A 22,015-nucleotide genomic window follows, 5' to 3' on the forward strand; every position below is an offset into this window, starting at 1 on the left:
TCGATGCCCGCCCGGGCGGCGGCCCGGTTCCTCGGGCTCGATCGCATTCGGATCGGCTGCTCAGCGGGCCTCGAGGACGCCGGCGCCGTACTCGGTGCGGCGAATCTGCCAGACCGTCGAACGGGTGCGCTGGGAGCGCCCGTTACCGCGGTCGACGAGCGCCCGATCACCGGTGGTGTAGATCAACTGCGCACCACGGGTATTGGTCTCCGGATTCTGGAACAGTTGCACCAGTCGATCGGTTTCCTCCACCGTCAGGTGCGCCCCGATATCGTCGACCGCGAGCACCCGGCCGGTGTCCAGCGCGTCGAGCAGGATCGGTAACAGCCTGAGCAATGCCACGGTCGCGGTGGATTCCTCGGCGAGGGTGAACACCGGATCGACACCGTCGTGGACCAGACGCAACCCCACCCCGTATCGATCCACCATGCGCGTGTACAGGGCGTCGCGGGCATTGCGCATATTGGTCAGTTCCCGTGCCAAGGCCACCGGCGTGACCCCGCTGTCCTGCTCCAATCGCTGCGCGTAGGCGGGCGAGGCGGCGCAGCGTTCGATCTGCTCGGCCAACCCCGCGATATCGGTGTCGAGTTCGCTCAGATATTCGGCGTAACCGGGATCGTGTTGGGCGATGAGCAGATCGGTGATACCCAGATCGGCCGATTGCAGCAGGGTGAGCAGCCGGGCGGCGTTCTCCGTCGACCGGGACAGGTGGGCGCCGAGCCGCAGTTCCACCGCGGCCGGATCGGCTGCGCCGTGCACCACCTCGAGTAGGGTGTCGAACCACCGATACGCCGGTACCAGGGCTTCGGCGTATATCTGCCCGGCCAGCCCCAACAACAGGGAATTGGGTCGCACCAGCGGGGTGAGCGCGGTGATGCCGTAGCGGGCGGCCTCGAACATCGGACCTACCCGGATCCGGTCGCCCATCCGCTCGAAGACGATCCGCTTACGCGAGTGCGGATGGCTGTACAGCCATTCCGCGGCCACCTCGGCGGAGTCCAACCGGAATCCGTAGGTGTAGGGGCAGCCCTCCGCCAGGAAGACGGCCTCGAATTCGGTGGGCCGGTCCACATATCCGATATGCGGGCTGCGCACCGGACCGGCATAGGGATCCCATCCGGTCACCGAATTCAGTACCGCGTCACGCATCTGCGCCAGCGCATCGATCAGGTTCGACTTCCCTGCGGCCGGACCGCCGTGAATCGCCGTCACCGGCACCGCCACCGGACCGTTACCGCGAACCAACCGCAACTCCTGCGGTTCGACCAGCGATTTGTGATTTGTCACCCGAAAACTGCGCAGCATGCCGCCATCCTCCCGCCTCGGCCCCACCGGCCGAACTCCGCGCCCTCGGCCCGACCCCGGACCGGAGTCGGTGCGCCGGTCCGGGACGTCGCGCCCGGTGCCTGCGGTGCAGACGCTACTCGCTCGTGTTCTCCTCGGCCGATTCCTTCGGCTGCACCGCCTCCGGTCCGGACTCCAGCAACAGCCGGAACCCTTCCTCGTCGAGTACGGGCACACCGAGTTCCTCGGCCTTCGCGGCCTTCGATCCGGGCGAATCCCCGACCACGACGAAAGCCGTCTTCTTCGACACCGATCCGACGGCCTTCCCGCCGCGCCGCAGAATCGCTTCCTTGGCGTCGTCGCGGGAGAAGCCCTGCAGCGAACCGGTGACCACGATGGACAGCCCTTCGAGAGTGCGCGCGATGGACTCGTCGCGTTCGTCGACCATCCGCACCCCCGCCGCCCGCCATTTGTCCACGATCGCGCGATGCCAGTCGACGGTGAACCATTCGGCCACGGCGGCGGCAATGGTCGGCCCCACCCCATCGGTATCGGCCAGCTCCTCCACCGAGGCCTTTTCGATCCGTTCCAGACTGCCGAATTCGGCGGCCAGGGCCCGGGCCGCGGTGGGACCCACATGCCGAATGGACAGGGCCACCAGCACCCGCCACAGCGGACGGTCCTTGGCGGCGTTCAGGTTTTCCAGCAGGCGGCGGCCGTTCGCGGACAGGTTGCCGTTCTTGTTCACGAACAACGGAACGGTCTTCAGCCGTTCCTCGGTGAGGTCGAACAGATCGCCTTCGTCGGTGATGGCACCGGATTCCAGGAGCGCGATCGCCGCCTCGTAACCGAGCGCCTCGATATCGAACGCCCCCCGCCCGGCCATGTGGAACACCCGCTCCCGCAACTGCGCCGGACAGGTGCGGGCATTGGGGCAGCGGATATCGGCGTCGCCTTCTTTCTCGTAGGCGAGTTCGGTACCGCATTCCGGACAGTGCGTGGGCATGACGAATTCCCGTTCGTCACCGGTGCGCGCGTCGACCACCGGCCCGAGCACCTCGGGAATCACATCGCCGGCCTTGCGAATGGTGACGGTATCGCCGATCAACACCCCCTTGCGGACCACCTCGGAGGCATTGTGCAGGGTCGCCATGGACACCGTGGACCCGGCGACGACCACCGGCTCCATCACCGCGAACGGGGTGACCCGCCCGGTGCGGCCGACATTGACCGCGATATCCCGCAGTTTGGTGGTGGCCTCCTCCGGCGGGTATTTGTAGGCGATCGCCCAGCGCGGCGCCCGGGAGGTGGCACCCAGCCGCCGCTGGATCGCTCGTTCGTCGACCTTGACCACCAAACCGTCGATTTCGTGCTCGATATCGTGACGGTGTTCACCCCAGTAGGCGATACGTTCCAGCACCGCGTCGATGCCCTGCACCCGAACCGTGTGCGTGGACACCGGCAGCCCCCACGCGGCCAACGCCTCGTAGGCACGGTGCAGTGAATCCGGGGTGTAGCCCTCGATATGGCCGATACCGTGACAGAACATTCGCAGTTTGCGCCGCGCGGTGACCGCCGGGTCCTTCTGCCGCAGCGATCCGGCGGCGGTATTGCGCGGATTCGCGTACGGGGGTTTGCCCTCGGCCACGATCGCTGCGTTCAGGTTCTCGAAATCCTCGAGCCGCATGTACACCTCGCCGCGCACTTCGAGCACCTCGGGAATGGGATGGTCGGGATGCTCGGTCAGGGTGACGGGAATATCGTCGATGGTGCGGGCATTGAGCGTGACGTCCTCACCGGTCCGCCCGTCGCCCCGAGTGGCCGCCCGCCACAGGCGACCCTTGCGGTACACCAGATTCAGGGCCACACCGTCGATCTTCACCTCGCACAGATAGTGCAGATCGGTCCCGGCCTCGGCCTCCACCCGGCTCACCCAGGCCCGCATGTCCTCGACGGTGAATGCGTTGTCCAACGACAACATTCGCTCCAGGTGGTCCACCGGAGTGAAGTCGGTGGCGAAACCACCTCCCACCAGCTGGGTGGGCGAATCCGGGGTACGCAGATCCGGGTACTTCTCCTCCAGCGCCTGCAGCCGACGAAAGAGCTCGTCGAACTCACCGTCGGAAATGATCGGCGCATCCCGCACGTAATAACGGAACTGGTGCTCACGCACCTCGTCGGCGAGTTGCTGCCATTGCGCGCGTTGGGCGGCCGATGCCGGTTCGGGGGCCGCGGTATCCGGTTCGGCGGGAAGTCCGAGATCGCTCACCTCTCGCAGGTTAGTCGAGCCCTCCGACAAGCTCGTGTCATGTTCTGGCACGTCGCCATCGGCTTTCTCGTACGCGAATCCACGCCCCTCGGTAACCACATGAAGCGGGGGTTCGACCCCGCTGGTCGATCACGGACGTGTCGGTCCCCGACGATCCACCGGTCTCAGGAGACCGCGAGCGACTCCGGGTCCTCCGCGAACGCCTCGGCCGCATCGACGGTCAACCGCAACGCCCTTCGCGCCCAGGCCGTCGAGGCCCCGGCGAGACCGCAGGCCGGGCTCACCGCCACCCGCTCGACCAGTGTGGATCGCGCGAATCCGAGACGATCCATCAGCCGCGCGCCGGGTTCGGCGACCACTCGCCAATCCATCGGACCGCTCGGGGCCGAGGTGGGTACCAGGCCGAGGATCAGATATTTACCCGCGTCGATGGCAGCGCCGAGATCGTCGAGCTGCCCGGTGGTCCCGATGGTCGACATATCGAGTCCGATCGCCGTGGCCGCGCAGCGGCGCAACAGACCCACGGGGGGTTTATCCGCGCAGGTGTGCACCGCGACCGGCACCCGCTGGTGACCGATCACCGTGTCCAACACCGTCACCGCCTCCGGCTCGGGCAGCGCAGGCACCGTGTTCAGCACGCTCGCCCCTGGCAGAGAGCCCGTCAGGACATCGGTGAGCGCCGGTTCGTCCAGTTGCAGTACCACCTCGGCGTTCAGCCGCCTACCGACCTCGGCGATATGCCCGGCCACCCCCTCGGCCAACGACTCCGTCAGATCCCGCAGCGCGCCCGAATCGGTCAGGGCCCGATGCCCACTCGCCAATTCGACCTGCGCCGCCAATGTCAACGGACCGATGGCCTGCACCTTCACCATCCGTCCGGAGCCGGACAGGCCCGCGTTCTCCCACGCCTCCTCCAAGGCGTCGATATCGGTGCGCAGCAGATCTCGCGCCCGCCGCGAAACCGCACCCGGCCGAGCGGCCAGTCGATACCCGCGCGGGGTGGTGTCGAACCGCAGATCCACCAGCAGCGCGGAGGCGCGGCCGACCATATCCGCGCCCACACCGCGGGCGGGTAACTCCACCAGATGCGGCAGCTCCGGCAACTCCCCCACCACGACGGCCGCCGCCTCCCGCGGATCGGTCCCCGGCCACGAACCGACTCCCGTTGCGACTCCGGCCGGGAAAACGCCGGCGGAGCTCACCGCGCCACGCCGGCGGGGGCGGTCCGGGAGGTCGCGGAGATGGTGCCGCTGCCGATCACCCGGTCACCGTCGGCATCGGGGGCATACAGCACCACGGCCTGGCCTCGCGCCACACCGCTCAACGGCTCCCGCAACCGCACCGTCAACCCGGCGCCCACCGCCTCGGCGACCGCCGGGGCGGTACCGCCGTGCGCCCGCACCTGCGCGACACAGTCGAACGGGCCCTCCGGTGTCGCGCCCGAGGTCCACACCGCCCGGTCCGCCTCGACCGTCCACACCTGCAGATCCTGGGCCTGCCCCACCCGCACGGTGCCGGACTCGGGATCGATATCGGTCACATACCGCGGCCTACCGTCCGCGGCCGGACCCGGCAACCCCAGTCCCTTGCGCTGTCCGATGGTGAATCCGTGCACGCCTTCGTGCCGCCCCAGCTCGGTGCCGTCGGCGTCGACGATCGCACCCGGCCGGATACCGATCTTCGCCCCCAGGAACGCCCGGGTGTCACCGGACGGGATGAAGCAGATGTCGTGACTGTCCGGCTTGTTCGCCACCGCCAGCCCCCGCCGCGCGGCCTCGGCCCGGATCTGCGGCTTCGGGGTGTCCCCGACCGGGAACATGGCCCGCGACAATTGCTCGGCGGTGAGCACCGCCAACACATACGACTGATCCTTGTCGGTGTCCACGGCACGGCGCAGTACCCCGTTGTCCAGGCGCGCGTAGTGTCCGGTCACCACGGCGTCGAATCCGAGTGCCACCGCCCGATCCGCCAGCGCCGAGAACTTGATCTTCTCGTTGCACCGCAGACACGGATTCGGCGTCTCGCCGGCCGCGTACGACGCGACGAAGTCGTCGATCACGTCTTCCTTGAATCGATCCGCGAAATCCCAGACGTAGAACGGGATCCCGAGCACATCGGCGGCGCGACGGGCGTCCCCGGCATCCTCCTTGGAGCAGCAGCCGCGCGACCCCGTGCGCAGGGTTCCCGGCGCCGACGACAGTGCCAGATGCACTCCGACGACCTCATGTCCGGCGTCGACCGCCCGCGCCGCCGCCACCGCCGAATCGACCCCTCCGCTCATCGCGGCGAGTACTCGCATACGCTACGCACCTCCTCTCGCACCGGCCAGACCGGCGGCCTTGGCCCGCTCCACCACCTGCGGCAATACATCGAGCAGGGCATGCACATCGGATGGCACCGAGGTGTGCCCCAGCGAGAACCGCAGTGAACCGCGCGCCTGCCGCGGCTCCACTCCCATCGCGATCAGCACATGACTGGGCGAGGCCACCCCCGCGGTACAGGCCGATCCGGTCGAACATTCGATACCCGCGGCGTCCAGCAGCATGAGCAGGGAATCGCCCTCACAACCCGGGAAGGTGAAATGCGCGTTCCCCGGCAGTCGCCGCCGGCCGGTGGGTCCGTTGAGCACCGCGTCGGGTATCAGTTCCCGCACGCCGGCGATCAGCTCGTCCCGCATGGCCACCAGCTCCGCCGTTCGGTCGGGCATTTCCCGGACGGTCTGGTGCAGCGCCGCGGCCAAACCCACCGCGGCCGCCACGTCGGAGGTCCCCGAGCGCAGGTCGCGCTCGTGTCCGCCTCCGTGCAGCAGCGGCACACACGGCACCTGCCGGCCCAGCAGCAACACCCCGATTCCGTGCGGACCGCCGACCTTGTGTCCGGCGATACTCGCCGCCGCCAACCCACTCGCGGCGAAATCGATGGGTAGTTGCGCCGCGGCCTGTACCGCGTCGCTGTGCATAGGAACGTCGAACTCCCGCGCCACCGCGGCGAGTTCCGCCACCGGCTGAACGGTTCCGATCTCGTTGTTCGCCCACATCACGGTGACCAGAGCGACCTCGTCCCCGTGTTCGTCGAGCGCCGCCCGCAACGTCTGCGGCGATATCGCGCCCTCGTGGTCCACCGGCAGCCAGGTGACCCGCGCGCCCTCGTGCTGTTCCAGCCATTCCACCGCGTCCAGCACCGCGTGGTGCTCGGTGGCGCCGGCCAGGATGCGAGTACGGCCGGGCTCGGCGTCGCGGCGGGCCCAATAGATGCCCTTGACCGCCAGATTGTCGCTCTCGGTCCCACCGGAGGTGAAGATCACCTCCGACGGTCGTGCTCCCAGATCGGCGGCAATGGACTCACGCGCCTCCTCCAGCCGCCGCCGCGCCGTTCGTCCGGCGCCGTGCAGCGAGGAGGCGTTTCCGAGCATTCCGAGGGCGGCCGTCATCGCCTCGATGGCGGCGGGCAGCATCGGTGTGGTCGCCGCATGATCGAGGTAGACCGTCGTGGGCACACCATTGACCGCACCCGGAAACGCCGACTTCATGACCGATAAAGCCTATCCCACCATTGACCTGCACGACTTCGGGGCCTATTCCCGGTCGCTACGTTTTCCACTACGACATACCCCCGATTCACAACAGTGCACATATCACCCGACATTCCCGCCCTTGCGTGTCCGGTAGGGGACCCGCCACCGGGCGCACCGGCCGGCCGGGGTCGGGCCGGATAAACCTGTCCGGGGACCGGAGTGGACCGGGCGAGCCGGCCGAGCCGTTCATCCCCCGAGGGAAGTGCACAAGGACGCCGTCCACTCCTCCCGTTACGCCGAGCGATATATCGGAGAATCTGTGCGGTCGACGTATCGCCCCCGACGGCATCGGCGAAGTACCGGACTCGCCATGGCAGACCGCGGCCGTGAGAACCGGCGCTGTCGGCCGGGGCGACGAGGCCACTGCATCGGATCTGTCATCGACTCGATCACACGCCGGCACACCGAGCCGTCCGGGGCCGCACCTTTACGGCCACAGCCGGATCTACGGCCACAGCCGGAACGCGTCCCGGTTTCTCCCCCGGGGCACCGACTCCGCAGCTCTTACCGCCTCCCGAGGAATGCCGCCGGCACCCCGAGCCCCGACCCACATAACAACGGCGGCCGGCCCCGCTGGAGACCGAGCGCCCATCCCCCGTCCGTCCCCGGAAGGGTCGGCGACGGACGGCCCCGGCGGTACATCGGAATGACGCCGCCGCCCACCCGATCCACCTCGTATCCCGAGCTGCGCCCGATCGCGATATCGGGACACATGAGGCAGGTATCGAGCGCGCCATCTCTTGGCCGGCACACCGATTCGATCCACGAGCGTCCAGGCCGAACCACCGGGAAACCGCGCCGCCGACCGGCCGGCGGCGCATCCCGAGCAAACATCGGGTTTGCGCCGTAAACTGTCCGCACTCCGGCCTCGACCGGAGGAGCACGGCCCACCGGAGGGGGCGTCCGTTTCGGAATTCGGATATTCGCCCCGCGATGGCGGGTTCCTCGACACGGCAGCCCTGTTTTCCGGCGACAGCCGTGGAAAGAGAGGAATCCAATGGCTATCGCACCCACCTTCGATATTCAGCTCACCGAGTCCGATCTTCGCGAGCAGCTGCGGGCCGATGTACTCCGAGGCCTGTCCGCTCGGCAGAAATGGCTCCCACCCAAATGGTTCTACGACGCCCGGGGCAGCAAACTGTTCGATCTCATCACCGAGCTCCCCGAGTATTACCCGACCCGCACCGAACGGATGCTGCTGCGTTCCTGTGTGGATGAGATCGCGCGCCACGCCTCGGAGGCAATCGAACTGGTGGAACTGGGTTCGGGGTCTTCGGAGAAGACACGACTGCTGTTGACCGCGCTGAGCACACACGGATCGCTGTGCTCCTACATACCGCAGGATGTCTCCGAGAGCGCGTTACGGGCTGCGATCGACCGGATCGGCGAAGAGTTCCCAAAGCTGTCCATCCACGGGATCGTCAGCGATTTCACCACCATGCTCTCGGCATTACCGCAGGGCGACCGTCGACTGGTCGCCCTGCTCGGCGGCACCCTGGGCAATCTGCCGCCGCTCGAACGCACCACCTTCCTGGGTGAATTGCACGGGGTGCTCGAGCCGGGCGAACAACTGCTGATCGGCATCGGTCTGGTCACCGATCCCGCTGTTATGGTGCCCGCCTACGACGACGCGGAGGGCGTCACGGCGGAGTTCAACCGCAATGTGCTGCAGGTGGTGAACGACCGCCTGGGAGCCGATTTCGATCCGCTCGGGTTCGCCCATATCGCGATATGGGATCCCGATAACGAATGGATCGAAATGCGCTTGTCCGCCACGAAACCGATGCGGGTGACAATTCCCGATCTCGATCTGGTGGTCGATTTCGCCGAGGGCGAGCAGCTACGCACCGAGATCTCGGCGAAGTTCCGGCCGGACGCATTCCGCGCCGAACTGGCCGCTGCCGGATTCCTGGTACGCCAGGTGCGGACCGATCCCGACCACCGATTCGCGCTGATGCTCGCCGACAGATGAACACCCCATCGATTCGCGGCGTATCGACGGGGGAATTGATCAGGCTGCACAGCGGTTCCGGACGCCGGCTCATGGCGGCCACCGTCCTGGGCTCGGGACTGGTATCGCTGGACGCCACCGTGGTCACCCTGGCGGTACCCAGGATCGGAGCCGATCTGGGGACCGGGATGGCGGGCCTGCAATGGGTGCTCAGCGGCTATCTGCTGTCATTGGCCTCGCTGATCCTGGTCGGCGGGGCACTCGGCGACCGGTTCGGTCGGCGCGCGGTGTTCGTCGCGGGCACCGTACTGTTCGCGGCGGCATCGCTGGGATGCGGGCTCGCCGACAGTGTTATCGCACTCGTCGGCGCCCGAGTCCTCCAGGGAGTGGGCGGCGCGTTGGTGACCCCGGCGAGTCTGGCGTTGATCGCGGCGGCCGTCGACCCGCGCGATCGCGGGGCGGCGATCGGAATGTGGGCGGGCCTCGGCGGAATCGCCGGAGTGGCGGGGCCCGTCGTCGGGGGGTGGCTGGTGGAGGCGGGGGGTTGGCGCACCGCCTTCCTGGTCAATATCCCCTTGGCGGCGATCGTGGTGGCGATCTCGCTGCGCCACGTTCCCGAATCTTGCGATCCGCCGGCGAGACCGCGGGTGAACGCGATGGGTGCGCTGCTGCTGGTATTACCACTGGGCATATCGACCTATGGATTGATCGCGACCCGCTGGTGGTGGGCCGGTTTCGGCGCCGTCCTGCTGTGCGCGGTGCTCTCGGCCCAGGGTCGCGGCCGTAACCCGTTGATACCGTCGTCGCTGTTCACTTCCCGCGCGTTCACCGTCGTCAATCTGGTCACCCTTCCGGTATACGCGGCGCTGGGCTGTGTGCTGTTCCTGCTGGCACTGTGCTTGCAGATCGTGGTCGGATACTCGCCCGCGGGTGCGGGTGCGGGTGCGGCGACGGTACCGGTCACCGCGGTTCTGCTCGTGGGCTCGACCCGGGCGGGCCGGTATGCACAGCGCCGCGGAGCCCGTGGGCCCATGGCCGTCGGTCTGGCCGTCACCGCGGCGGGCGCGCTGCTGCTCGCCGAGATCGGCCCGGATGCCGGATATCTCGTCGATGTGTTGCCGGGGCTCCTGCTGTTGGGCCTGGGACAGGCGATCTTCGTCGCGCCCTTGACCGGTGCCGTCTTCGATGCCGTGCCCGCCGCGCATGCGGGCACGGCATCGGGAATCAACAACGCGATCGCCCGCACCGGACATCTGCTCGCGGTCGCCGCCGTCCCCGGAATGGCGGGGATCACGGACACACCGCTGACCGATTCCGGGGCTTTCGGGACCGGTTACCGGATCGCGGTGTGGATCTGTTCCGGGTTCTTCCTCGCCGGCGCCGCTCTGTCGGCCGCGCTCATGCCCCGACCGGAAACGTGCTCACGGAAGCGATCGGCCACGGAAGCGGTCACCGCGACCACCACCGATGGCGATATCCATACCCGGGAAAGTGCCGAAATACCCGACCGACCCGACGAAACGGCCGAGCACTGTGGCCCCGAACCCGCGGGCGACTTCGGATGAATCGAATTCCGGCACCATCGCCCGGGTAATGGGCCATTCATCTCCTCGGCGCTCTTTGCCGTATTCGATACCGACCGCGCCGACCCACCCGACCCGCCGGACCCCGACCACTCGACATGCGGCGGGGAAAATCCTGGAACCGGGGGGCCGGCGCGGTATTCGGGGCCTCCTTGTACTCTTCACCCCATCATCGGCCGCGGGGCGCGGGTCTCCGCGGTCCGGCGCGTTTCCACTTCCCCGCTCTGATCGAGAAAATACACATACATTATTGAACGTGCCGTTATTTAACGGTACGGTATTCGATGTCAGAGCACGCCGGTGCAGTGCCCTACACCCCGGATATTCCGGACCCCCGGCGGCGACAACCGAACGAGGACCCCGATGAATTCGACCTACCCCCGGGCGCGACGCACACTCGTCCGTATCGCGACCACCGCCATACTTACCGTCGTACCGATGGCGACCGTCTCCGTCTCCGCACTCGCCGAGACCCCGGCAGCCCCATCAGGCATCCAACTCGACAATATCGACCGTCCCGGCAAGGGCCGCGGCAACAACAACCGGCCCACCAGCCCCCACGACCACTCCCGCCAACACAGGGACCCGCACGACCATTCCCGCCAACACAGGGACCCGCACGACCACTCTCGCCTGCACAATGGTCGTCGCGACCGCGACCGCGACCGGCACGACCGCGACCGGCACGACCGCGACCGGCGCGACCGGGACTGGAACCGGGGTCGTCACGGCCATCACGCCAACCCGCCGCGGAACCTCCCGCCGGCCCCGAACCTGCTGCCCCCGCCGCCCCCGCCCATCCTGCTGCCACCGCTGGTGCTCCCGTTCCCGCTCCCGTGGACCGGAAGCGCCTTCTGATCTCTCCCGCAGATCACCGCATCCGATCCGAGGCGCCTCATCCCCGGTGAACCGCCTCGGATCGGACACCGCGTGCCGCTCCACGGCAACGATCCGTAACCACCGGTGCATACCATCGCCCCATGATCACCGTTCGGAACCTGCACGAATGGCCATCGACCGAACAGGAGGCCCTGGCCGTTCAGCAGCGTCTGCGCCGATTGGTCCGCGTCGAGCCCGGACCGACCGGGATCCGGACGGCCGCCGGCCTGGACGTGGCCTATCGCGACGACGACCGGCTCATCGCCGTGGTCACGGTTGTGGATGTGACGACCCTGGAGGTTCTGGACACCTCCGTGGTCCACGGCTCCGCCGAATTCCCCTATATTTCCGGTCTGTTCGCCTTCCGGGAAGCTCCACCATTGCTCCGGGCCCTCACCCGACTGGGCGTCGACCCCGATATTCTGGTCTGCGATGGCCACGGTCTGGCCCATCCCCGACGATTCGGGCTCGCCTGTCATCTCGGTGTGCTCACCGATCTCCCCAGTATCGGCGTGGGCAAAACCGCTATCGGAACCTACGAACAACCCGGTCCCCAGCGCGGCGAACACACCCCCGTGTTCTTGGACGGCGAACCGGTCGGCCGCGCCCTGCGCACCCAACCGAATGTCAAACCGGTCTTCGTCTCGGTCGGTCACCGCACCGATCTCGATACCGCCTGCGATCTCGTCCTGCGCCTCGCCCGTAGATACCGCCTGCCCGAAACCACCCGAACCGCAGACCATCTCGGCCGTGTCCTCTGAAACCGAATCGGGAAGGTCGAGCCGCGCGAAGCGATTCACCCGCAGGAAGATTCGCCGCGACGGGTACCGTATCCGTCGGATCCGTGGCCCACACCGCGCGTGCGCAGCGCAACGCGAGCTCCCGGCGGTCGTTTCCCGGTCGTTCGAGTGGCGCCAACACCAGTTCCGCGGTGACCCCGCGCGACCGCAGCACCCGCAACACCGATACCACGAAGGTATCGTCTCCAGCGAAACTCGTTGCTGTGCAACAGTTTCCCCACCGATCGAGATAGCGCAGCCGAATGGGCTGCACCGGGGTGTCGGTATCGATCGCGGCCTGGAGAAGAGCGGGCCGCAGGCGACCATGGGCGCGCCCACACCAGGTGGTGCCCTCGGGAAAGACACCGATCCGTTCCCCGGCCGCCAATCGTTTCGAAACCTGGTCGACCACCTCGGGCAGGCGACGCAACCGTTCCCGATCGATCGGCACCACCCGCATCCATCGGGCCAACCATCCCAACAGCGGCCAGTCGATGAGATCCGCCCGAGCGACGAATCCGAGCGGTTGCACGGCGGCCATAGTGAGAATATCGGTCCAACCGATATGTCCGGCAACGACCAGAACCCCGCTCCCGGGCTCCGCGTATCGCGGAACCCGCTTCCGCATCCGCGATACGACTCGGCCGCCGGCCTCGTCGTCCACCGAGACCCGTAGGTCGACCACCCGAAGGCGAATACCGCAACCGCGCAACAGGAACCGAGCGAAACGCCGCTGCACACCGGAACGCAGACCGACCGGAGTCAGCAGATGAACCAGCGGATACATCACCGACACCGCGAGCACGGTCACCACTCGCCCGGCGATACGCAGCACCCCCACCTTCCCGGTGGATCGCGCGCACCCGGGCCCGCAGGGGCTCGTCGGCATCCAGGCGTGCGAGGGCGCCGCCGGCGCGGTTTCGGTGGTGTGCTCAACCGCCGACCTGGCCTGCTCGACCGTCTCCGACCGGAATACCATCGGAATTCACCGCCCACCGTCGAAGGCCGCGGCGGCACAACGCAACCGGTCGAGATATCGGGTGTTGATGGTCGCCAGGCCGAGTAGCGCCACGAAGTCCGCAACCGCGAAATCGGGGTCGTGCGCCGGCTCACCACAAATTTCGGCATTGAGCCGCAGATATCCCCGAAGCAGGGGCGGCAGTTTCGGGCGCAGCGGGGAAGGCAACTCGTCCAACGAGCGACCGCCCACCGTCACCGGGCGATACGGTCGCACCCGCCGCGCGGGATCACAGCCGTGCCGAGCCAGTACATGGTCCCGCACACCCCGCACGTTCACGCCGATCGGATCGGCCGGTGCGTCCCGCATGGGCACCGAGACACAACCCATCACCCATTCGTATCCGGTGAGCCGAATGTAGTGCAGGATCCCCGCCCACATCAGGGTGAGCACCGAACCGTTTCGGTGTTCGGGAACCACGCAGGCACGGCCCATCTCCACAACCCGTATACCGGTGGGATTCAGGGCGGTGAGATCGAATTCGGTGGCCGTGTAGTATCCGCCGGCAACGACGGCCTTGTCCGGCGGCAACATTCGGTAGCAGCCGACGAACTCGCCGGTCGGTTCATCGCGGACCAGTAGGTGATCGCAGTACTCGTCGAAGTGGTCGGCGTCGAGCCCGGTGCCGTTATCGGGAATACGAAACCCGGGTTCGGCGGCGAAGACGTCGTAGCGTAGCCGTTGGGCCGCCCTGCGATGCTCGGCATCGGACGAGACGACCAGTGTGTATCGGGACCTCGATCGCCCGCTGTCCGCGGATCGGACCGGGGCGGTCGGCAGGGACGTGATAGCCATACCCGTAAGCAGACCGGCCGTATCCTGCGTAGGAGCATCCGCCGAGTGTCGCGTCCATGCCGACTCGGTGAACGAGATGTGGGTCACACCCGACGTTCACCACGGCGTCGGCAATCGTTCGCCGCGGGTCCACGCCGGCTTCTTCGAACAGCGCGAGCCGAGCGGATGTGCGCCGACTCGGTCCACACACCTCGTACCGACCGATCCGGCGTAGGCCGTGTTCCCCCACCGTGATCCGGGCACGATGCTCACGCCGCGGCGTGCGTTCGCTCCGCCGGCCGCTGCTTGGCCTCCTTTTCGACCTCCGCGAATCCCGGCCGTCCCGTCCCGATGAACGCCACCAGCCACGAGAGCACGGCCATGAACCGGTTCCGGAACCCCACCAGGTAGAACAGGTGCACCGCCAACCACATGAACCAGGCGATGACACCACGGAACTTGATGCGGTCGTTGAGTTTGGTGACCGCGCTGAACCGGCTGATCACCGCCATGCTGCCCTTGTCCCAGTACACGAACGGGGTGCCGGGAAGAGTTTTGCGGCGAATGATGTCGGCGACGTGTCGTCCTTCCTGCATGGCCACCGGCGACTGACCGGGATAACCGTTGAGCGAGGTCATATCGCCGATGGCGTAGATATCGGCGTAGCCGCCGACGGTGAGGTCCTGGTTGACGAGCAGCCGCCCGGCCCGATCGGTCTCGCAGCCGGTGGCCTCGGCCAACAGGGCCGCGAACCCACCCGCCTGCACACCGGCCGACCACACGATGGTCTCGGCCTCGATCTGCCGCTCGACACCGCTTTTGTCCTTGACGGTCACCTTGCCGTCCTCGATATCGGTGACGAAGGTGCCGAGCAGCACCTCCACCCCGCTGCGGCTCAACGATTTCTTCGCATATGCCGACAGCCCGCCGCCGAAGGGGGGCAGCACCTCACCCGCGCCTTCCACCAGGGTCACCGAAACATCCTGCTTGTAGTGGCGTTTGGCCAGTTCGGTGAGCTGACCCGCCACCTCGACACCGGTCGCACCCGCGCCGACCACCACGAAGCTCAGCAGTTTGGCCCGGGTCCGCTCGTCGGCCGTGCGGGCCTCGGTGAAAACCCGTGCGATCTGGGCCCGCAACAGCTTGGCGTCATCGATGGTTTTCAGCGAGTAGGTCTTGTCGGCGAAATCGTCGCGTCCGAAGTACGACTGGCTGGCACCGGTGGCGGCGATCAGCGAACCGTAGCGGATACGCCGGGTGCCCTCGGGGGTGTCATAGGTGAGTTCGGCGATGTCCGGGTCGATTCCGACGACCTTGCCCAACCGCACATCGGCTTCCCGGTGCCGACGCAGAATCCCCGCAATAGGAGGCGCGATCTCCTCGGACGCCAACACCCCGGTGGCGACCTGGTAGAGCAACGGCTGGAACAGGTGTTCCGGCGTGCTCGAGATCAATACATAGTCCACACCCGACTTGGCCAGCTGTTTGGCGGCGGCGAGCCCACCGAAACCCGATCCGACGATGACGACATCCGCGTACTCGGTTCCGGTGTCGACCGCAGCGATGTTCTGCCTTTTCTGCATTACAGCCTCCTTCACCATTACGAACCGTAATTATCGACAGAGATATTTCGACCTTCAGAGCGCATAATTATGAAGACTCTTATCTGGATCGCTCATAAATGGAGGTCGATGTGGAACTTCGCCAGCTCACGTACTTCGTCGCGGTGTGTGAAGAGCTCAGTTTCAGCCGGGCTGCGGCACGGTGTTTTATCTCACAGTCGGCGATCAGCCATCAGATCGCCCGTCTGGAACACGACCTCGGCGTCCAACTCTTCGAACGCTCGACCCGCTCCGTCTCCCCCACCGATGCCAGCACCAAGCTCCTACCCCTGGCCAAACAGATGCTCAGCCTCGAATCCGCCATCCGGGCCGCCGTGCGCACCTCCGGACCGAGAATCCGACTGGCCGCCAATATGTCCTTCGCCACCCGCTCCCTGTCTGCCATCGCGGAAACCCGCGAAGCCCACCCGGGTGCGGAGATCGAATTCGTCATCAAACCCTTCCGCCAGCGTATATCCGCCGTCGCCGATGGCGATTGTGACCTGGCCCTCATTCGCGGCAGCGTCGATCAGCCCGGCCTCACCGTGGAGCAACTCTGGGTCGAAGACCTCATGCTCGCCACCGCCCCCGCCCATCCCCTCGCCGGCCGCACCGACGTCACCCTGCACGAACTCGGCAACTACCCCCTGCTCTTGCCCCCCGAATCCGAACAGGTCCTGCTGCACACGGTGATCCGCAACGCCTTCGCCGACCTGGCCGTCGGCCCCACCTACGGCCCACCCATCCCCCCCGACCACACCGCCACCATGGAACTCATCAACCACCCCGACGCCTGGACGGTGCTCTACGCCAACAGCCCCACCGAGGGAATCGCCACCATGACCCTCGCCGACCACCGTCTGCGCATACCGGTTTCCGCGGTCATACGCTCGGATACCCGCCGGTCCCCCATCCTGACCACCCTGTTGAACGCCCTACATTCCGCATAGCCCCCCGCTCGACACGGAGGACACCCCGCAACCGTGAGCCGAATGACCGGTACCAGCGGAATACGCCGAAAGCACCGAAACCGGGCGGCGGCCGGGCCGGTGCCTCGGGTGGCCATTACCTCTGCGTAGACACCTCTTCGTAGACGAACCCCCCTGCTCGAGCCGCTCGGTGGAACGGGGACGGACGATTCTACGGATTCGCCGATCGCCACGACCCTGTCCTGGATCGTCACACAGTTCCCGAGACAACCGATACGACCTGAGCCCCGTCCCCGCATAGACAGCGACCGCTGAGGCCGGCAAGGCGACGATTGCGGCGGAACCGCTACGAAGACATCGGATATCCCATTGCGGTTCGCACCCGTTCGCCCCTCCGGTCGGAGTTCGTGCGGTTCCCCGCCTTCGACATCACCTTCTCGGACGGACTCCCGCCGAACGAAAGCAACCGGGTTACACCATTTTTCGAGCAGACCTCGTGGTCATCGATAGAAATCATCGTCGGTCGAGGCCGGATTGGCGGCCGGGGCATCGGCCCCGAGCGCGGGCGGAACCGTCCGCTGCGGCGGACCGAACAATTCCTCCTGCCGGTCGCCGATCAGATAGTCCGGCGTCTTGCGTTCGGACTCATCGTCACCACCGCGTCGAGCGCCACCCGGCGACATCATCCCCGGCATACCGGACATCCCCATGGGGCGAGCGGTCCTGGACGCGGCGGCCGCCGCCGGCGTGTTCGCACCAGGGATGCCCGGTGCGCCGGGCACACTGCGACCGGGTGCGGGAACCTGCGGTGTGCCCGTCCGCCCCGGAACGCCGGGACGGCTCGGAATCCCCGGACGGGACGGGGTTCCGGTTACCGTCGGTGTGCCGGTGGGGATGCCGCGCGGTGTGTCACTCGGGGTCGTACCGGGGCTCGTGCCCGTTTGGGTCGTCGGACTCTGGCCGGTGGTGCCGGCCTGCGTGGTATTGGCGGCGACGGTCTGCGGGTCTTCGATGCCGGTTTGTTGCGAATTCGGTTGTCCCGGCGATGTGGTGGTAGGGGTTCCGGTGGTCGATCCCGGAACGTTCGAACCCGGACCGGACGGGGACGGTCCGGTGGTCCCCGGCACCGAACCCGTCGGGTCGTCCCCGGGGGCAGACACGGGAACGAAAGTCGGCACACCTTCACCCGCGGGCTGATAGGTCGGCTTGTACACCGAGTTCATCACCCCGATCGCGACCTGCCGCATCTCCTCCTTCTGCCGCTCGAAGGCAGCAGAATCCGATGGTGACGTGGCGCCCACTATTATCTGGGTGATCTGTTCGGCCTTATCCGACTTGCCATCCGTCGACGCCACTCGAGTGGGTGGTGGTGGCACCGACTTCTTCACCACATCGGCGCCGTGTGCCACCGACTCGATCCGATACCCGACCGCTCGCACCACCCGCTGCAGGTTCTCGACCCCGTCGAAGAACCGATCCGCCGCCGCCTCGGCAGCCGCGGCGAACTCACCGGAGAAACCATCCGACAATGCCCGATGCATTGCGAGTCGAGAACCCAGGGATTTGGCGCTCATGGCATCGGCGATATCGATCCACTTCTTCCCCAGCTCGGTGATGGCACCGATGTTCATGACCTTGACGTTGTTATGGATCTCCTCGTGCGACAGCCCCTCGAAATGCTCCATCGAGGAGATATAGGGCGGGTCCTGGGAATCATGTGTGAGATCACCCTGAGTACTCGCGACCCCGTCCTGATAGCGACGTGAAAGAACCCGCGACTGCATGGCTTCCGGAGAAATGTTGAGCTGCGGTGCGGGAATCCACAACTCTTGGGAAGTATTGTCTCCCACAGTCAGTTCCCTTCTCCGATCTCCTTTTCGATCAGCGCCGCCGTCTTCTCGATCCCCTGACATGGATCAGCGCCCTGCGTACGCCCTTTCAACGTCAGCATCTGGTTCACGAACACCACTCCCACAGCTGTACGCATGTTTATGGTGCAAGTATTCTGCCCGGGCTCACGCCCGAATGTTGCTTCACGACCGTTGACAGTGGTCGGTTTCTGCCATGAACCGTTCTTGGCAATCTCTTCTTCCAAGGTCACATTTCCAGACATGACAGAAAGGTTGATCAGTTCGGAATCAAAGTGACAGATCAGAAAAGTCCATTCGGCCAGCCAGTCATCTCCACGGCTACGCGTCGCCGGATCGTAACCGGCTTCTCGAATGGTGTCATCACCAATCCACGTACACGGATCGAATACCACATCCGGCCGGTCCTTGTTGACATACTCGCCTTCTTGAGCGGGGGGCTGCAGATCAGGCGCTGTCAACGTGGGCCGTGATGGTGATACAGTCCGCTCTGCAGAAGAGATGGGTGATGGCTCTATAGCGGCCTGACTCGATTCTCCCGAACAACTAGTGGCCATTATCGCAACTACAGCGACAACGACACCGATATACCGCATTATTCCGGTATTCCTTCCCCAGCCAACATCATCGCTTGGCGGTTCATATCATCGGCTTCTTCGAACAACTGCCCTGCCCTCAGGTAGGCGGCTGCCATTCGTAGAGCCGCCTCCTGTGCCCCTTCCAAGGCTTCTTTCAGCTTCTCGCCCTTTGTCTTGAACCCGGCCTGTAATTGGATCGCCGACTGGAACCCACCAAAACCCTCGGCTCGGCGAGTGTCCTCGGCCTTCCGTACCTGCTCGTCCAGGCTCTCTGCGAACCGCTGGAACACCTCCGCGCACCGACGAGCCGCTTCCGGCTCCATGCGAAAAGTCCCCGCCCCCGCCTGCTGCCATAGCTCGGCGGCCTGCCCCTGCCCGACGTCCACAGCACCCACCCTTCATAGAACTGCACTCACTGTATCGGACGCGCCACGGCCACTTCGGGTTCCGTCGCATGGGGTCCCAGCTCACCGCGACGGTTCCGATACCACGCTCGACATCCTCGAGGAACCACCGAGCCCCACACCGGTGCCGGCATATTCCGCGTCTCGCCCCGACCGGCGCACCGCGAGGACACGCTGCCGAACCGACCCATAGGAGACACCCTTTCCTTGCTCCTCTCCCCACCACCCCGAGAGCACCGAGCCGGGACACATACCCCGTCACCTGCTGCGATGCGCGCCACGATCGCCCTGTCCGGATTTGTATCGGCACTCCACCGCACACTCCGGCCCATCGCCCGCGCCCGACGCCGTTCGGGACCGGTGGTATCAACAGACCGTCCCGACTCCGATCAACAGGTAGAGACGATGCACACCGACCCCTGCTGGATCAGCACGTCCATCACTCCGGATCTCCTGCGCGGCGCTCTCGAGCTGGAGCGCACCGAGCACGGTGTGTTACCGCATCGACTACCGGCGTGGGCACGGGCCCAGTGCTCGGACCCGCAGTTGGCCATGGCGGAGTCGCAGCCTTCCGGGGTACGGGTGGTATTCCGTACTCGCGCCACGGCCATCGAACTCGACACCCTGCCCGACAAGCGTGTCTATGTGGGCGCTCCACCGCGCCCGGCGGGCAGATACGACCTGGTGGTCGATGGTCATCGTCTCGACCGGGTGTTCACCACCGACGGCCGGGTGCAACTCATCGATCTGATGACCGGTTCCGTGGAGAACCGTTCGGGCCGTATTGCCACACTCCGTTTCACGGGTTTGCCCGATCGGGTCAAGGATGTCGAGATCTGGTTGCCGTACAACGAGACCACCGAACTGGTCGCCTTGCGCACCGACGCCGAGATCGAGCCGATCGTGGGGACGGATCGTCGGGTGTGGTTGCATCACGGCAGTTCGATCAGCCAGGGTTCCAATGCCGCCGGTCCGTCGAGCACGTGGCCCGCCGTGGCGGCCGGCCTCGACGGGGTCGAGTTGATCAACCTGGGTTTGGCCGGTAGCGCTCTGCTCGACCCGTTCACCGCCCGCACCATCCGCGACACACCCGCCGATCTGATCGGTCTCGAGATCGGCATCAATCTGGTCAACAGCGATGTGATGCGGGTACGGGCCTTCGCTTCGGCGGTGCACGGATTCCTCGACACCATTCGGGAAGGCCATCCCACCACACCGTTGGTGGTGGTATCGCCTTTCTACTGCCCGATTCACGAGGACACTCCCGGCCCGGGCGCATTCGATCTGGAGGCGCTGCGCGCCGGGAAGTTGCGCTTCCGGGCCACCGGTGATCCGAGCGAACGTGCCGAGGGGAAGTTGACGCTCACCGTGATCCGGGAAGAGCTGTCCCGGATCGTGGCGCAGCGGGCGGCCGAGGATCCGAATCTGCACTATCTCGACGGTTTGCAGTTGTACGGTCCGAAGGATTTCGCCGAACTGCCGCTACCCGATGGATTGCATCCCGACGCCGCCACCCATCGGCTCATCGGGGAACGTTTCACCAAGGTGGTTTTCGGCAACGGCGGACCGTTCGCGGCGGACCGGAAGTGCTGAGCGGACGGCGCGACGGGGCGGGCTTCCGCGCGCCGTCGGGTCGAGAAGCATCACACCGGCGGTGGTCCGGGCTCCGCAGGCGGCGAAGGGGGCTGCCCCCAGGGCATATGGTTCGGGGGCGGGTAGATGTGTGGCTGCCCGACCGGACCGGTATACCGGAATGGCGGCGGCATCGGCCCGGCTTCCAACCATCGTGTGGTCGATGGGGAGAGGCACAGACTCACCACCAGTATGCCCAGTGTCAGGATCAGCCCTCCGGATACCGCGGTCAGCGGGACCCCGAGTGCGAGACCGACGACGATGGAGATGAGACTGCCGAGGCTGCCGACCACCGAGAGTCCGATCAGCATGATTCGACCCGCGGGTTTGCACTGCAACAGCAGCATGCCGGCCACGAACCACAAGAAGGCGAGCACACCTTCGACCGCGGCCAACCCGCGCAGGTTGGTGACCACAGACGAGTCCTTGTCCTCCAGCCGGAGCGAATCCGCCTGGTTCAGGGCGATAACCACCCCGACACCGGCCACTACCGCGACCAGAATTCCCAGGAAGCCGGCTGCCGTGGCGGTACTACCGTTGGGTCTGCCGGGGACCCGCCCGTACGGCGCGAAGGCCGCCGGACCGGGCATTCCCGCAATCGGTGGCGAGTACGGAGTCCCTGGATGGCCCGGGATCCCCGGCGGTGGCGGCACGGCGGCGGACCCACCGGGATACCCCGGGCGAGCGTGTCCACCGGAGAACCCCGGCGGTGGATACGGAGTGCTGATCACCGGCCCCCTTTCGATCGAAACTCGAGCTGCCGATCCTGTACCGTGCGCGGACTACACTGCGCATCCGAAGATTTTCTCTCTGGTGAAATCCGGCTGCTCTCCGGTGTTCTCACGTTCCGACCCGGCAATGACGAGTGGTGATCGGTCGGTTCCCGTCGATG

Annotated in this window: 17 protein-coding genes and 1 pseudogene; 6 read left to right on the forward strand and 12 right to left on the reverse strand. The window is 66.4% G+C overall.

Annotated features, from left to right (window positions below):
• Positions 1-60: 60 nt before the first annotated feature.
• The 5 genes from ON32_RS14785 to ON32_RS14805 all read right to left on the reverse strand — a co-directional run bounded on the left by ON32_RS14785 (position 61) and on the right by ON32_RS14805 (position 7,082).
• Positions 61-1,305, reverse strand: coding sequence for an AAA family ATPase (locus ON32_RS14785; protein ID WP_040791493.1), 1,245 nt, complete (start codon positions 1,303-1,305; stop codon positions 61-63).
• 115 nt (positions 1,306-1,420) lie between these two features.
• Positions 1,421-3,553 carry an NAD-dependent DNA ligase LigA gene (gene ligA / locus ON32_RS14790; protein WP_083874547.1) on the reverse strand — a complete coding sequence of 711 codons (2,133 nt, stop codon included), beginning with the start codon at positions 3,551-3,553 and terminating at the stop codon, positions 1,421-1,423.
• A 164-nt stretch (positions 3,554-3,717) separates the two neighbouring features.
• A complete protein-coding gene (locus ON32_RS14795; protein WP_040791494.1) occupies positions 3,718-4,755 on the reverse strand; it encodes a methionine synthase in 1,038 nt (345 codons plus the stop codon).
• Positions 4,752-5,852, reverse strand: a complete 1,101-nt coding sequence (mnmA, locus tag ON32_RS14800) for a tRNA 2-thiouridine(34) synthase MnmA (protein ID WP_040791495.1) — start codon at positions 5,850-5,852, stop codon at positions 4,752-4,754. Before mnmA ends, ON32_RS14795 begins: the two co-directional genes overlap by 4 nt.
• Positions 5,853-5,855: 3 nt before the next feature.
• Positions 5,856-7,082, reverse strand: coding sequence for a cysteine desulfurase family protein (locus ON32_RS14805; protein ID WP_051133259.1), 1,227 nt, complete (start codon positions 7,080-7,082; stop codon positions 5,856-5,858).
• A gap of 1,042 nt (positions 7,083-8,124) precedes the next feature.
• Between ON32_RS14805 and egtD the strand changes: the two genes are divergently transcribed.
• From egtD to ON32_RS14825, 4 genes are all read left to right on the forward strand, one after another.
• Positions 8,125-9,099 carry an L-histidine N(alpha)-methyltransferase gene (egtD, locus tag ON32_RS14810; RefSeq protein WP_040791496.1) on the forward strand — a complete coding sequence of 325 codons (975 nt, stop codon included), beginning with the start codon at positions 8,125-8,127 and terminating at the stop codon, positions 9,097-9,099.
• A complete protein-coding gene (locus tag ON32_RS14815) occupies positions 9,096-10,643 on the forward strand; it encodes an MFS transporter (protein ID WP_245551058.1) in 1,548 nt (515 codons plus the stop codon). Before egtD ends, ON32_RS14815 begins: the two co-directional genes overlap by 4 nt.
• A 456-nt stretch (positions 10,644-11,099) precedes the next feature.
• Positions 11,100-11,519, forward strand: a complete 420-nt coding sequence (locus tag ON32_RS14820; protein ID WP_157224198.1) for a hypothetical protein — start codon at positions 11,100-11,102, stop codon at positions 11,517-11,519.
• 122 nt (positions 11,520-11,641) lie between these two features.
• A complete protein-coding gene (locus ON32_RS14825; protein WP_040791498.1) occupies positions 11,642-12,301 on the forward strand; it encodes an endonuclease V in 660 nt (219 codons plus the stop codon).
• A gap of 286 nt (positions 12,302-12,587) precedes the next feature.
• On the opposite strand, the pseudogene ON32_RS30690 reads toward ON32_RS14825, so the two are convergent.
• The 3 genes and pseudogenes from ON32_RS30690 to ON32_RS14840 form a co-directional block, all read right to left on the reverse strand.
• Positions 12,588-13,298 (reverse strand): annotated as a pseudogene (locus ON32_RS30690) (lysophospholipid acyltransferase family protein); the annotation flags it as partial.
• A 6-nt stretch (positions 13,299-13,304) separates the two neighbouring features.
• The gene (locus ON32_RS14835) at positions 13,305-14,132 is read right to left on the reverse strand and encodes a GNAT family N-acetyltransferase (RefSeq protein WP_040791499.1); all 828 of its coding nucleotides are present in this window, start codon (positions 14,130-14,132) and stop codon (positions 13,305-13,307) included.
• Positions 14,133-14,380: 248 nt separating this feature from the next.
• Entirely contained in the window at positions 14,381-15,694 is a 1,314-nt protein-coding gene (locus ON32_RS14840) for an NAD(P)/FAD-dependent oxidoreductase (protein WP_051133260.1), read from the reverse strand.
• A 110-nt stretch (positions 15,695-15,804) separates the two neighbouring features.
• Between ON32_RS14840 and ON32_RS14845 the strand changes: the two genes are divergently transcribed.
• A complete protein-coding gene (locus tag ON32_RS14845; protein ID WP_040791600.1) occupies positions 15,805-16,662 on the forward strand; it encodes a LysR family transcriptional regulator in 858 nt (285 codons plus the stop codon).
• Positions 16,663-17,141: 479 nt separating this feature from the next.
• Here the strand turns inward: ON32_RS14845 and ON32_RS27100 are convergent, their stop codons facing one another.
• From ON32_RS27100 to ON32_RS14855, 3 genes are read right to left on the reverse strand one after another with little or no spacing between them, the layout of a single operon-like run.
• Complete coding sequence (locus tag ON32_RS27100) at positions 17,142-18,491, reverse strand: hypothetical protein (protein WP_051133261.1); 1,350 nt, start codon at positions 18,489-18,491, stop codon at positions 17,142-17,144.
• 2 nt (positions 18,492-18,493) lie between these two features.
• Positions 18,494-19,105 carry a DUF3558 domain-containing protein gene (locus ON32_RS27780; RefSeq protein WP_083874529.1) on the reverse strand — a complete coding sequence of 204 codons (612 nt, stop codon included), beginning with the start codon at positions 19,103-19,105 and terminating at the stop codon, positions 18,494-18,496.
• On the reverse strand, positions 19,105-19,473 hold the full coding sequence (locus ON32_RS14855; protein ID WP_051133262.1) for a hypothetical protein: 369 nt from the start codon (positions 19,471-19,473) through the stop codon (positions 19,105-19,107). Before ON32_RS14855 ends, ON32_RS27780 begins: the two co-directional genes overlap by 1 nt.
• Before the next feature lie 423 nt (positions 19,474-19,896).
• Here ON32_RS14855 and ON32_RS14860 point away from each other — a divergent pair, with 423 nt between their 5' ends.
• Complete coding sequence (locus ON32_RS14860; RefSeq protein ID WP_040791603.1) at positions 19,897-21,084, forward strand: GDSL-type esterase/lipase family protein; 1,188 nt, start codon at positions 19,897-19,899, stop codon at positions 21,082-21,084.
• A 50-nt stretch (positions 21,085-21,134) separates the two neighbouring features.
• Here ON32_RS14860 and ON32_RS14865 read toward each other — a convergent pair whose 3' ends face one another.
• Positions 21,135-21,713: a hypothetical protein gene (locus ON32_RS14865; RefSeq protein ID WP_040791500.1), complete on the reverse strand. Its 579-nt coding sequence runs from the start codon at positions 21,711-21,713 to the stop codon at positions 21,135-21,137.
• Between the last annotated feature and the right edge of the window lie 302 nt (positions 21,714-22,015).

The sequence above is a fragment of the Nocardia paucivorans NBRC 100373 genome (assembly GCF_000308675.1).
GTDB lineage: Bacteria > Actinomycetota > Actinomycetes > Mycobacteriales > Mycobacteriaceae > Nocardia > Nocardia paucivorans.

What these genes read in the sequence shown, in the direction of transcription:
- ON32_RS14785 (WP_040791493.1), bottom strand. Translation starts at nt 1,305, where the DNA reads ATGCTGCGCAGTTTTCGGGTGACAAATCACAAATCGCTGGTCGAACCG.
- mnmA (WP_040791495.1), bottom strand. Translation starts at nt 5,852, where the DNA reads ATGCGAGTACTCGCCGCGATGAGCGGAGGGGTCGATTCGGCGGTGGCG.
- ON32_RS14805 (WP_051133259.1), bottom strand. Translation starts at nt 7,082, where the DNA reads ATGAAGTCGGCGTTTCCGGGTGCGGTCAATGGTGTGCCCACGACGGTC.
- egtD (WP_040791496.1), top strand. Translation starts at nt 8,125, where the DNA reads ATGGCTATCGCACCCACCTTCGATATTCAGCTCACCGAGTCCGATCTT.
- ON32_RS14815 (WP_245551058.1), top strand. Translation starts at nt 9,096, where the DNA reads ATGAACACCCCATCGATTCGCGGCGTATCGACGGGGGAATTGATCAGG.
- ON32_RS14820 (WP_157224198.1), top strand. Translation starts at nt 11,100, where the DNA reads ATGGCGACCGTCTCCGTCTCCGCACTCGCCGAGACCCCGGCAGCCCCA.
- ON32_RS14825 (WP_040791498.1), top strand. Translation starts at nt 11,642, where the DNA reads ATGATCACCGTTCGGAACCTGCACGAATGGCCATCGACCGAACAGGAG.
- ON32_RS14835 (WP_040791499.1), bottom strand. Translation starts at nt 14,132, where the DNA reads ATGGCTATCACGTCCCTGCCGACCGCCCCGGTCCGATCCGCGGACAGC.
- ON32_RS14840 (WP_051133260.1), bottom strand. Translation starts at nt 15,694, where the DNA reads ATGCAGAAAAGGCAGAACATCGCTGCGGTCGACACCGGAACCGAGTAC.
- ON32_RS27780 (WP_083874529.1), bottom strand. Translation starts at nt 19,105, where the DNA reads ATGCGGTATATCGGTGTCGTTGTCGCTGTAGTTGCGATAATGGCCACT.
- ON32_RS14860 (WP_040791603.1), top strand. Translation starts at nt 19,897, where the DNA reads ATGCACACCGACCCCTGCTGGATCAGCACGTCCATCACTCCGGATCTC.
- ON32_RS14865 (WP_040791500.1), bottom strand. Translation starts at nt 21,713, where the DNA reads ATGCCCGGTCCGGCGGCCTTCGCGCCGTACGGGCGGGTCCCCGGCAGA.